Consider the following 12,168-nt stretch of genomic DNA (forward strand, 5'->3'; position numbering starts at 1 on the left):
GTGTTCGCATCCTTTTTCACTCTATAAGGGAAAGGAACACATCTCAGCACGCAACAAACGGCAGATCAGACATGAACAAGCGCCCGGACGGTCTGAAGGATAACGGCGTGACCGATGATGGTCTGGCTGAAGAGGCCGCGCTGTGGGTGGCGCGCATGCAGTCGGCAGACGCGACGGAAGCGGAGCGCGAGGCGTTTCACGTCTGGCTGCGGGCCGATCCCGCCAATGCTGGCGCCTATGAGGACATGCGGGGCCTCTGGGGCGAGCTTGGCGATATCGAGCTTGCGCCGGCCGAACAGCGGAAACGGCGCGGGCCTCGCCGGGCAATGCTGGCAGGTGTTGCCAGTATCTGCCTCATCGGGCTTGCAGCGCTGTTTGCGGAGAAAACCGGATTGAAGGACCGCTGGCAGGCGGATTATTACACCGAAATCGGTCAAACACGCGTGCTTTCGCTGGAGGACGGCAGCAGCATCAGCCTGAACACCGACACGGCGATTGCTGTTCATTATTCGCAAAAGGAACGGCGCATCACCCTTCTTCGCGGCGAAGCCTATTTCGATGTCGCCAAAAACCCGGAACGGCCCTTCGTCGTCGAGGATGGCGCGCTGACGGCAAAGGCGCTCGGCACCCATTATTCGGTGCGCACCGGCAATGGCGCGCTGCCGCAGGAGGTGCAGGTGGAGGAAGGCCGTGTGGAGGTGACGACAGGCGCCGAGACCGCCATTCTCACGCCCGGAGAGGCCGTCACCCTTGGCGGCGACGGCAGGCTGGTGCGCGCCCGCAAGGATGTCGCCAACAGCATGGCCTGGCGCGAAGGAAAGCTCGTCTTTTCCGGCCAGCCGCTGCGCGAGGTTCTCGATATTCTCTCGCAATATCGCCGGGGCCGCATCGTCATCCTCGATGAGGAGGCGGCGAGGCAGCACGTTTCCGGCATCTTCGACCTCAGGGACACGGATCAGGCGCTCACCATTCTCGAAGAAAGCCTTCCCGTTTCGGTATCGCGGCTTTCCGGAATGCTGGTTTTCGTCCGCTCGCGATAAAATAACTTTTTTCGCAGATCCGACGTCAGGAGTCGGCCCACCTTTTCACTCTAGTCAATCAGGACCCGTTTCAGCAGGGGCATGAGATCACGAGTGAGAGGGAATGACATGAATTTGGGCAAGCAGGCACGCGGCTGGTTCTGGCTGACGACGACGGCGATCATCGGGGGTATCGTCGCGGCAGGTCCGGGCGCCACGAGCGCCAGCGCGCAGACACCGCCCGCCGCAAACGGCGCCCCCGCCCCTGCCACCGTAACCGTCTCCATTCCCCCAGGCCCGCTGGAAAACGCCATTCTCGGCTTCGGCCGCCAGGCCAATCTGCGCATGGTCTACCCCTCCGCGATCACCAGGGGCCGCAGCACGGCCGGCGTCAAGGGCACGCTCAGCGTATCGGGCGCCGTCAGCGGGCTTCTGGCCGGATCAGGACTGAACTACGCATTGGCTGGCGGCAACACCGTCCGCATTTTCGATCCCGCCAGCCAAGCCGGCGAAAGCGGCGGTACGGCCGCCGCCGGCACCACCCTGCTTGCGCCGATCACCGTGCAGGGCACCGGCCTTGAAGGCGCCAGGGGCATCATCGAGAGCAATGGATATGTCGGCAAATCCGGCCGCACCGCCACCAAGACCGATACGCCGGTCGCCGAAACCGCCCAGTCGATCACCACCGTCAGCCGCAAGCAGCTCGATGACCTGAAACCGCAGAACCTCTCGGAAGCGCTGAACTACACGCCCGGCGCGCGCATCGGCCAATATGGCGCGGAGCCGCGTTTCGACGCCTTCAAGGTGCGCGGCACCGATCTCAGCACGACAGGCATCTTCCGCGACGGCCTGCGGCAGGTGAGCAGCCAGAACGGCAGCGCCCGACTTGAGCCCTATGGCGTGGAAGCGGTTTCCATCCTTCGCGGCCCGGCCGCCTCCATCTATGGCGCCAGCAGCTCCGGCGGCATCGTCGATATCATCTCGAAACGCCCGACCGAAGAGACGCTGCGCGAGGTGGAACTGCAATATGGCTCCTTCGGCCGCGTGCAGGGCGCATTCGATCTTTCCGGCGCCGTCGATGACGAGAAGACCATGCTTTACCGCCTGACCGGCGTGGCCCGCGATGGCCGCAACGACATCAGCGCCATCAAGGACGACCGGCTGTTCATCGCGCCGGCCTTCACTTTCCAGCCGGATGCCGGCACCAGGCTAACGCTGCTCGGCGAATATATGGACAGCACCACCGGCGGCACCTGGGGATACATCAACAATTACGGCAGCGACGGCAAGTCGATCGGCGCGACGCCGGTTTATGGCGGAGATTCCCGTTTTAATGGTTTCGAGCAGAAACAATGGCGTATCGGCTATGAGTTCGAGCATGAAATCAACGACAACGTCACCTTCTACAGCAAGGCGCGTTATTCGGGGCTTTCGGCCGACCAGCAATGGGTCTTTGCCAACTATCCCGGCATCACCATCGAAGACAATGAAGGCGTCTCCGCCGACAATTACCTGAAGACCGAATTCGATACCGGCCTGGCGAAACATACGCTGCTGACCGGTATCGACTTCAGCCACATGTCCTACACCTCGAAACAGGGCAGTGGCACCAGCCCCTTCACCGACACCTTCACCTATGTGCCTGACGTATCGTTGATATTGACCCAGCGGATGAACACACTCGGCATCTATGCGCAGGATCAGGTCGAAATCGACCGCTGGCGCCTGACGGCCGGCATTCGTCACGACTGGCTGGACACCGAATATCAGGCCCAGACCGTCGGAGACGCAACGGCTCCCACCTATGACGGCGATGAAACCAAGACGACCGGCCGCGCCAGCCTCGGTTATGTCTTTGACAGCGGCGTGATGCCCTATGTCAGCTACGGTACCTCCTTCGTCGCCAATCCGGGCGTCATCATCACCACGGGGACGGTTACGGGCCAGGCGCAGCCGACGGTCGGCAAGCAATATGAACTCGGCGTGAAATATGCCCTGCCGCAATATAACGCCCTGCTGAGCGCCGCCTTCTTCAATCTCGATCAGGACAATGCGACGGTCTACGAGACCTCGTCCGGCATCAACCTGCTGCGCCAGCTCGACCTGCGTTCGCGCGGCGTGGAACTCGAAGCCACGGCCTCGCTCGACAATGGTTGGAGCCTTATCGGCTCCTATTCCTATAACGACGTTGAAATCACCAAACTGACATCGGAAACGGTGGGCAAGCAGCTTAATTCCTCGCCCTATCACACCTTCTCGCTGTGGGCCGATTACGAATTCCAGGAAGGCGCGCTTGAAGGCCTCGGCATCGGCGCGGGGCTGCGTTATGTCGGATCGAGCTTCGGCGACAATCAGCACACGCCAATTCTCGACAATGAGGCCCGCACCTTCGTCGATGCATCGCTGCGCTACGACCTCGGCAAGGCCCTGCCCTCGCTGGAAGGTGTGAAGCTGCAGATCAATGCCACCAACCTTCTCGGCGAGGTGAAACAGGTCTGCACCACGGGCTTCTGCTATTATGACGAAGGCCGCAAGGTCGTCGGCAGCATCCGGTATCGCTTCTGATGCTGCAGCAGAACCCTGCCAAAACCAAGCCGTCGCCGGCCGCCGTCTTCTTGGCGGTCGGCGGGCTTTATGTCGGCCAGAGCGTCATTGGCGGGCTGACCTTTCTCGGCCTGCCGGCGGTGCTCAGGACCGCCGGACTGCCGCTGGACCAGATCGGCCTGCTTTATATCGTCGTTCTGCCCTGGGCGTTGAAATTCCTCTGGTCGCCGCATGTTGAGCGTTACCGGCTGCCGCCCGTCGGCAGGAACCGCTCGCGGGTGATCGTCGGCGCGGGCATCGCCGCCTGCGCCTGCGGCCTCGCCGTTCTTGCCTTCACCGGCCCGTCGCCAGTTTCCGTCGCAATCGCCATCCTGTCAGTGATCGCGCTGGTGACGGCGACCGTCGACATCGCCTGTGACGGCTACGCGGTCGAAACGCTGGCGGAAGAACATCATGGCTGGGGCAACGCCGCACAGGTGGGCGGCTCCTATCTCGGCTCCGCCATCGGCGCCGGCCTGTTTCTGGTACTGGTGGAGCGCGCCGGCTGGACGAGCGCCACGCTGGTCATGGCCGGGCTGGTCATCCTGCTTGCGCTCCCCTTCCTGCTCGGCCCGGCGGCAAGAACGGTCACGCAGACGCGAGACCACCTGCCATCGATCAAAAACGCGCTCAAGCGACGGGAAGTCCGCACCGGCCTTCTGGTCGCGGCGGTTTATGTCGCCGCGCAGAAATGGGGGCTCGCCATGCTCGGCCCGTTTCTGGTCGATTACGGCTTCGATCTCGCCACCATCGGCGCACTGAATGGCGTGGGCAGCATGATCGTCGGTTTCGCCGGCGCGCTGCTCGGCGGCACGCTGGTACGCCTCTACGGGGCGTCACGAATCCTGCTCGTCGCCATCTTCGTGCAGACGGCGCTGCTCTGCCTTTTCGCCTATTTCAGCGTTCATCGCGATATTTCGCAATGGGTCGTCATGGCGGTTGCGGTGGCAAGCTCGTCGGGCATCATGTCCATCGGCTTCGTCGCGCTTTACGCCAGCTTCATGGGCTGGTCCGACCCCCGGCAGGCCGGGGTCGATTTCACCCTGTTCCAGTGCATGGACGGCGTTGTCGGCATGATCGGCGGGCTGGGCGCAGGTGCGATTGCCGAAAAATTCGGCTATCAGGCCTCCTTCAACATTGCCGCCATCGTTTCGGTGCTCGCCGCACCGGTCATCTTCCTGCTGATGAGGCGACAGAATTCTTGAACAGAAGCCCCGGGCGCAGCGGCTTAAACCGCGCCCGGCAGGCTATTTGCATCGGCCTATTCCACCACCACCGACAGTGCCGTACCGGTATAGACCGGCCGCACCTTCACATTGCCCGCATCTATCGTGGCGAATGTCCCGGTCAGACCGTTGGCGGAGACCACGTCGAGCCGCGTGCCTGCGGCTGGCGCGCCGCCATCGAAAACGAGCTTCAGCGTTGCGCCATCCAGCATCGCATTGCCCTTGATCCGAAGCATAGCCTTCTGTGGGTCGACCCCAAGCGTGCCGCCCGACTGCGCATAGTCGCCGCCGATGACAAGATCCGTCCCTCCGCCGAGCGAAAACGTGCCGCCGCTGACCAGCACGCCGCCGGTTCCAAGTGCATCGGCGGACGATGCCACCAGCGTTCCCTCCCTGAGAATGGTGCCGCCGCCATAGCTGTTATGGCCGCCAAGCGTCAACGCTCCGCTGCCGGATTTGACGAGACGCCCTGCCCCGGCAATATCGTTCGTCCATGTGTCCGCCGCATTGAACCCGCCGGCGGCGGCGTCCATCGTCACCTCGACATCGCCGTCAAACGCGCCGTAGCCACCGGCAGCGGCCACCAGATTGATGCGGCCCCAGCCGTTGCTGTCATCCAGCAGCGGATAGCCGGCCTCGATGCCGGTGGAAAACAGCACGGCGCGGCGCTGGGCGGCATCGAGATAGGGCAGACGTGTCTCCAGCAGGACCTCCGCCCCCTTCGGCACCACCATCGGCGCATCGCCTGCGGCCTTGTCGCGGCTGAAGGAATAGGTCATGCGCCGGCGATAATCCGCCCCGTTCTTCGCCATATCGGCAAATTGGTCGACATCCGGCTTTTCGCCATGGGCGAAATCGATGAGCGACTGGCCCTGCGGCAGGCGCTTGGTGAAATAGGCCTGCAAGGCCGCATGCGCGGCTTTCTTCACCTCAGCATTTTTCGGGTCCTGCAACATGGCGGCGGCCATGGCGGTTGCGGTGATGCGGCCGCCGATCACGTCGAGCGGCGAATGCATGCCGGCGACGATGCGGCTTTCGCCGAGTTTGGAGGCCGCTGTCAGCAATTCGGAAAAGCGTTCCGGCACCGCATAGGCGTAAGCGATGGCGGCCAGATAGGCAGCATTGGTGTGGCCGCTTGGAAAACCGCCATCCTTGCCACGACCGCGGGTTTCACGCACATATTTCAGCGCCGGCACGATGACACCCGGATCGCTTTCATAACCTTCAAAGCTGCGGTCACCAATCGTTTCCTTGCCGGTCTCGATCACCTCGCCTTTGTCGTTCATGCGCCAGGGCCGTGGCGAGGAATAGAAATATTTTGCCGGCGAGGTCGTCCCCTCCGGTCCGCGGATCACCTTCATGAAGGCGACGAAATCCTTCAACTCGCTATCGGCAGCACCCGCCTCGGTGCCCTTGTCGTCTTCCTTGCGGGCGATGACCTCGTTCGGATCGAAATCCGCCAGCGTATGATTGATCGTCGTCGTTGCGCCGGCCCCTTCGCGATACCAGGCGGCAAGCGGCCCCATGCCGTCGATGACGCTGTAACCCTGCGAACGCCGGTCGTTCATATAGGCTTCGAAAGCGGCGGCGCGCGTGCGGTTCTCGCCGGTGACGGACAGCACGTAACGCATGTTTTCCTGCCAGACGGCGGGATCGACGATCTTCACATGGCTGAACTCCGCCGGGCCATCGCCATTGGCACCGCCATCCGCCCATTTCTCATCGCCAAGCGTCCAGATGCGGTTGAAACCGGAGAGGATTTCGATGATCGGATTGTCCCGGTCGTCATAGGCGCGAACCGCCTCGCCCTTCTCATTCTTGCCGGTCTGGTTGCGGTAATTGTCGGCAAGCGGCAGCGGATAGGGGGCGACCGGCTCAGGCACCGCGATGGTATAACCCTGACCTGCCAGTGCATTGCTATCGAATGCTTCGGCGCTCGAAACGAGCACCAGCAATGCAACGGAGGCAAGCAGGGCCGAGCGTGCGGAGGGAATGGACGACATCTTTAGTTTGGCCATGACGGAGGATCCTGTGATTTGACGCGTGACGAAAGCAGGCGCGCGCAAAGGTTCGCCGCACCGCGCCGTCAGCTTTAAGCCGGGCATGTTGCAGTTTTTTTTCGATATGCTGATCAAGATAGATCGCATGTAAGAGAACGGCCGGCGGATGGCGGCGCGATCTGCCAGAAGCTTGCTCCGGGCAGATCGACTTTTTTATCTCGAAGCGGCGCTCTTATTTCTTGACCGCAACCGCCTCGTTTATCTTTGCGACGTCGTCTTCCAGAACCTTGTAGGTCTGGTCGAGCGTCAATTCGCCGACGATAAGCTGGCTCATGCGCTGCACGATCTGCTGATACATGGCGCTGCCGCCCTTGACGCGTTCGAAATCGCGGGCCGCCTGCGGCACGTTCTTCTTGTTGTCGAGGAATACCTTCATCGCCGCCTTGGCGTCTTCGCTCTTTAGCTTGTATTGCGGATCGACGATCTCCGCGCCAGTCAGGATGACGTAGTTCTCGGCGATTTCCCGCTGCACCTTTTCGGAGCCGAGAAATTCGATGAAGTGCGCCACATCTTCCGGATATTTGGTGCGCTTGAAGCCGACAATGGCGGTGCCGCCGGGCATGGCGTAGCATCCGGCATCGCCGCAGGGCGCATTGATCGCCGTCCATTCGAAATTGTCGCCGATCTTGTTCTGGAACGGATTGACCATCCAGTTACCGGCCAGATAGGTCACGACATTGCCGTTGACGAATTCGTCGCCCATGTTCTTGTACTGCGAACCGCCGGCCGCACCCCACATTTCCTTGGGGAAGCTGCCATTCTGTGTCCATGAATAGATATCGGCGATGTATTTCCTGGCCGCCTCATCCGGGAAGCTGAACTTGCCGTCCTTCACATAGGTCGAACCGTAAGAAAAGGCGCCGCCGGAAAAGCGGTGACCGGAACGGTCCATGGTGAAGGGGATCTGCACGCCGGTCGCCTTGGCGACGCGGGCGGACGCTTCAACGATCTCACTTAACTTCGCCGTTGGGCCGGGCAAGGGTTCACCCGCCTGCTCGAACAGCGTCTTGTTGACGAAGGGCAGGTTCAGCGTCTGCGACGCCATATAACCGTTGATCGACTGCGGATCGTTGACATTCGGCAGACGAAGCTGATCGAGGCTCGAACCGTGCAGCTTGGCGAAGGCATCCGCATCCTTCATGTAAGGGCGCATGTCGAGATAATAGGGTGCAAGCTGCCAGTCGGTGATCTTGGCGATATCAGGACCTTCGCCGACCGCAAGCTGCACCGGCAGCTGCTTGGAAACCGCATCATAACCCGAAGACACGAAATTGATCTTCACACCCGGATTGGCAGCCTCGAACTCCTTGCTGAGATCGGCCATGCGCTGCACGTACCCCTGGTCGTCATCCGTAAAAAGGAAAGTAATCGTTCGGGTCTCGGCTTGGGCCGTCGCAAGACCGGCGACTGAAGCCACTACGAGGGCGCTGACGCCCGAAAACAATTTCATCATGCTCATCCTCCCAATGAAAATATTTTCATAAATCGAACGAAAGCTCCTCTGCTTAATTCGATTTATAATGTTTTGCGACTTGACAGAATAAACGTCAAGCTGTTTGTTTTGGCGAAATCGCACAAATCTAAGCGAAAGAGCTAAAACAGGTTTGTGAAAATATTTTCATAAAGATCGACGGGAGGCGATCCATTATGACGGATGGACCATTTGCGGCGAACGCGTCGCAGCCGACATATACCGTCGCAAACGGCGAAACGGTGACCGCTTGGATCGTCTCCGATCCGGTGGAGACCTCATTTCCCGGCACCGCGGCCCCCGCCGAAGACCGAGTGAACTATCGCTTCATCAACGGTTTCGTGGATGTGGGCGACCTGCCCTGCCGCAAGGCCTTCCAGCAGACCATGATCGGCCGCGATATCGCACCCGAGAATGGCTTTGCAGTTTCGCATCTCAACCTGCCGGGCTCCAACCGCCGCGTCGAATTCACCGGCTTCTGGCATGTACCCACCCATGTGCAGCGCTGGCTGAAGGGCACCTTCCGCAGCGAGACTGCAAGGAAGGCGCATTTTCGGCTGCGCACCTGCGGTGGCGTCCGCATCTGGGTCGGCGGCGTCGAACAGGTCCGTTTCGAACCCTTCATCCGCAATGTCGAAAGCAGCCGTGACATCACGCTCGATCTTTCGGCCGGCGATAACGAGGTGCTGCTGCTCTGTGAGGATCTGGCGGAGCGCGACATCATCTGGTTCTTCGAGCTTGAGGTCGTCGACGCCGAGCCGCTGACCGTCGTGCTGCCCGTGCCGCTCGACCGCGAGGAGACGAAGCGCCTTGCTGCGCTGGTGCGCGATGTTCATCCGGCACGGGACGTGTTTTCCGGTTCGGCCCTCGAACTGGTCTTCGGGGCGCCGCCTTCGCACGATGTGCCGGTGCATATCGCCGTCAAAAGCCATGGCCATGAGCGCGCCACGCTTGCGGAGGTGGATACGGTGCTGAAGGCGGGGCAATCCTCGCTGACGATCCCCGAAACGACAGGCATTTCGGATGGGTATCACGGTGTCAAAATCACTATAGGTTCGGGAACGGGAACGGTAACCCGCGTCATCGACGCCGCTTTCATCCATGATATCGCGCCGGAAGCATCCAACGCCGATATCAACGAGCGAAAAAAGGCCGCGCTTTCCTTCAGCGCCCGCTTCGGCGCCTGGCGCATCGGCCGCGCGCTGGCGATGGTCGCCACCGGCAGCGATGACATCGAGACGATCGGCGGCATCGTCGATGCGACGCTGCATTCCATTGATCGGCGGGAAGACTGCTCCGATTTCGTCATGATCCCGCTTCTGTGGCTGGTGCGTGCCTATGGGGACCGCCTGCCGGCAGAGATGCGGGCGCGGATCGATGCCTCGATCCTCGGCTATCGCTACTGGGTGGACGAACCGGGCAATGACGTCATGTGGTTCTGGAGCGAGAACCATGTTCTCTGCTTCCACACCAGCCAGCTATTGGCTGGCGAGTATCTGCCGGATGCCGTCTTCGCCGCGTCGGGCCGCACCGGCAGAGAACAGGCGGCGCTGGCGGCCGACCGTCTGGAGCGCTGGTTCGACAGCGTCGAGGCCCATGGGCTGGCCGAATGGAACTCCGCTGCCTATTATCCGGTGGATTTCATCGGCCTTCTCGCCGTCGAACATTGGGCGGGACCGGAGCTTGCCGCCCGCGCGCGCCACCAGATCGATCTCATCTTCGAAATGATCGCGCTGCACACGCTCGGCGGCGTTCCCTCCGGTTCGCAAGGGCGGGCTTATGACAAGGAGCTGCGCGCCGGGCCGCTGACGGAACTGGCGCCGTTTGCGCAGGTCGCTTTCGGTCAGGGCTGGCTGAACAATGGCGTTGCCTCGCTGCCGATGTTCTGCTGCGGCAACTACCTGCCGCCGGCGCATCTTGCCGCCCTCTCCCAGCTGGAAAGCGGCCGCATGGTCGAGGCGCGTTATGCGCAGGGGCTGGAGCCCGGCAAGCTCGTACTGTTCAAGAACGAGGCCGCCCAGCTTTCCACCGTTGTCGATCACAAGACCGGCCGCAAGGGCCACCAGCAGCACGTCATGGACATCAAGCTTGCCGGCCACCCGATGGCGCGGCTCTGGGTCAATCATCCCGGTGAGGACGATCCGTGGGGCACGCAACGCCCCTCCTATTGGGCGGGTAGCGGCATCCTGCCGCGCGTGGCGCAACATCGCGATCTGGCGATGCTGATCTTCGACACTGAGGATCACCGCAACGACTGGACCCACGTCTATCTCGGCCGCGACGGGCTGGAGGAGGTGCTTGTGGAAGGCAACTGGCTCATCACCCGTTCCGGCCGCGGCTTTGCCGCCCTTTACGCCACAAACGGCCTTGAGCCCGTCACCTCTGGCGCCACCGCCAACCGCGAGATCAGATCACCCGGCCGCCGCGCCGGCTGGGTCGGTGTCATCGGCCGCGGCGACATGCAAGCGTTCGCCCGTTTCCGCGAGAAAATCCTCGCCACACGGGTCACCTTTGATGCCGAGAGCAGGCTGCTCTCAGTCACCCCACCCGCCGGGCCGGCACTCACTCTCAACTGGGACGGCGCATTCATCATTGGCGGACAGGCCATGGCCTTCGACCACGACCAGCCGCAACCGGAAATCACCTTCGACAGCGCCGACCCGGCTTCGGGCAGCGCTTCAAACCCCTTCTACTCCTAAGCGGAATTGACAGATGAACCAGCCAAGCATGGAAAAAGACACTCTCAGGACGACCATCGACAATGTCGCCGCCGCCTTCAGCCGCCTCAAGGGTATTCAGGAAGGTCTGGTCAGCGGCAGTTCCGATGGCAAGATCCAGTTCGATGAATGGGACTGGGAAGTGGGTGTCGGTCTTTACGGCTTCCTGCGGCGGGCGCTCGCCGCCAACGACCGGAAGGCACTGGACGACCTCGTGACATGGTATGGCTGGCAGATCGAGCGTGGCCTGCCGCCGCGCCAGATCAACAGTTCCGCGCCGATGCTGCCGCTCGTCATTCTGACCGAACATGTCGACCGGCCGGATTTCCGGGCGCTGGTGGAGGACTGGGCCGACTGGCTGGTGCATCAATTGCCGAAAACCGAAGATGGCGGTTTCCAGCATGTCGTGAAGGAACGGCTGAATGACGGGGAGCTCTGGGACGACACGCTGTTCATGGCCTGTCTGTTTCTCGCCCGCGCCGGGATCGTCTGCAAACGTCAGGACTGGATTGATGAAGCCGTCTACCAGTTCATGATCCATGCGCGATATCTCTCCGACCCCGTCACCGGGCTCTGGTATCACGGCTGGACCTTCAACGGGCGCCACAATTTCGCGGACGCCTTCTGGGCGCGTGGCAATTCATGGATCACTGTCGCCATTCCCGAACTCTTCGAACTGGTGCCGACCCTTGCGGGGAAAGACAAACGTTTCCTCGCCAATGTGCTGGCAAGCCAGGTGCGGTCGCTAAGAAAATATCAGCGCGAAGACGGCATGTTCCATACGTTGCTCGATGACCCGACCTCGCCGGTCGAGACATCGGCGACGGCCGGCATCGCCTATGGCATTTTGCGCGGCATCGAGGCCGGCATTCTCGGTGAAGAGAACCGTCCCCATGCGGAACGTGCGCTGAAAGCGGTGCTTGGCAATATCGATGACGAAGGCGTCGTTCACGGCGTCTCCGACGGCACGCCGATGGGCCATGATCTCGATTTCTACCGCCGCATTCCCAACCTGCCCACGCCCTATGGGCAGGCACTGACCATGCTGCTTCTTATCGACGTTTTTCTGAAAAGGCCAAAGGCATCGTGAGC

The 12,168-nt window shown here is 61.7% G+C and carries 7 protein-coding genes; 5 read left to right on the top strand and 2 right to left on the bottom strand.

Features of this window, described 5'->3' with window-relative positions:
* Positions 1–71: 71 nt before the first annotated feature.
* The 3 genes from PL597_RS23835 to PL597_RS23845 all read left to right on the top strand — a co-directional run bounded on the left by PL597_RS23835 (position 72) and on the right by PL597_RS23845 (position 4,807).
* Positions 72–1,040: a FecR family protein gene (locus PL597_RS23835; RefSeq protein WP_269825347.1), complete on the top strand. Its 969-nt coding sequence runs from the start codon at positions 72–74 to the stop codon at positions 1,038–1,040.
* Between the two features lie 108 nt (positions 1,041–1,148).
* Positions 1,149–3,584 (top strand): TonB-dependent siderophore receptor, encoded by a 2,436-nt coding sequence (locus tag PL597_RS23840; RefSeq protein ID WP_271366385.1) that lies wholly within the window; start codon positions 1,149–1,151, stop codon positions 3,582–3,584.
* Entirely contained in the window at positions 3,584–4,807 is a 1,224-nt protein-coding gene (locus PL597_RS23845; RefSeq protein ID WP_271366386.1) for an MFS transporter, read from the top strand. The genes PL597_RS23840 and PL597_RS23845 overlap by 1 nt, the downstream gene beginning before the upstream one ends.
* A gap of 56 nt (positions 4,808–4,863) precedes the next feature.
* Here the strand turns inward: PL597_RS23845 and PL597_RS23850 are convergent, their stop codons facing one another.
* Both PL597_RS23850 and PL597_RS23855 read right to left on the bottom strand, forming a co-directional pair.
* Entirely contained in the window at positions 4,864–6,846 is a 1,983-nt protein-coding gene (locus tag PL597_RS23850; RefSeq protein WP_271366388.1) for a phosphatase PAP2 family protein, read from the bottom strand.
* Between the two features lie 214 nt (positions 6,847–7,060).
* The gene (locus tag PL597_RS23855; protein WP_271366390.1) at positions 7,061–8,341 is read right to left on the bottom strand and encodes an ABC transporter substrate-binding protein; all 1,281 of its coding nucleotides are present in this window, start codon (positions 8,339–8,341) and stop codon (positions 7,061–7,063) included.
* A gap of 194 nt (positions 8,342–8,535) precedes the next feature.
* Here PL597_RS23855 and PL597_RS23860 point away from each other — a divergent pair, with 194 nt between their 5' ends.
* Positions 8,536–11,058 carry a hypothetical protein gene (locus PL597_RS23860; protein ID WP_271366392.1) on the top strand — a complete coding sequence of 841 codons (2,523 nt, stop codon included), beginning with the start codon at positions 8,536–8,538 and terminating at the stop codon, positions 11,056–11,058.
* Between the two features lie 13 nt (positions 11,059–11,071).
* Positions 11,072–12,166, top strand: coding sequence for a beta-galactosidase BglB (bglB, locus tag PL597_RS23865; protein ID WP_271366393.1), 1,095 nt, complete (start codon positions 11,072–11,074; stop codon positions 12,164–12,166).
* Positions 12,167–12,168 lie beyond the last annotated feature (2 nt).

Source organism: Agrobacterium sp. ST15.13.013, assembly GCF_027956525.1.
Classification (GTDB): domain Bacteria; phylum Pseudomonadota; class Alphaproteobacteria; order Rhizobiales; family Rhizobiaceae; genus Agrobacterium; species Agrobacterium salinitolerans.

Excerpts from the sequence above, each read along its gene's own strand:
- PL597_RS23860 (WP_271366392.1), top strand. The coding sequence starts at position 8,536 with ATGACGGATGGACCATTTGCGGCGAACGCGTCGCAGCCGACATATACC.
- PL597_RS23855 (WP_271366390.1), bottom strand. The coding sequence starts at position 8,341 with ATGATGAAATTGTTTTCGGGCGTCAGCGCCCTCGTAGTGGCTTCAGTC.
- PL597_RS23850 (WP_271366388.1), bottom strand. The coding sequence starts at position 6,846 with ATGGCCAAACTAAAGATGTCGTCCATTCCCTCCGCACGCTCGGCCCTG.
- PL597_RS23835 (WP_269825347.1), top strand. The coding sequence starts at position 72 with ATGAACAAGCGCCCGGACGGTCTGAAGGATAACGGCGTGACCGATGAT.
- bglB (WP_271366393.1), top strand. The coding sequence starts at position 11,072 with ATGAACCAGCCAAGCATGGAAAAAGACACTCTCAGGACGACCATCGAC.
- PL597_RS23840 (WP_271366385.1), top strand. The coding sequence starts at position 1,149 with ATGAATTTGGGCAAGCAGGCACGCGGCTGGTTCTGGCTGACGACGACG.
- PL597_RS23845 (WP_271366386.1), top strand. The coding sequence starts at position 3,584 with ATGCTGCAGCAGAACCCTGCCAAAACCAAGCCGTCGCCGGCCGCCGTC.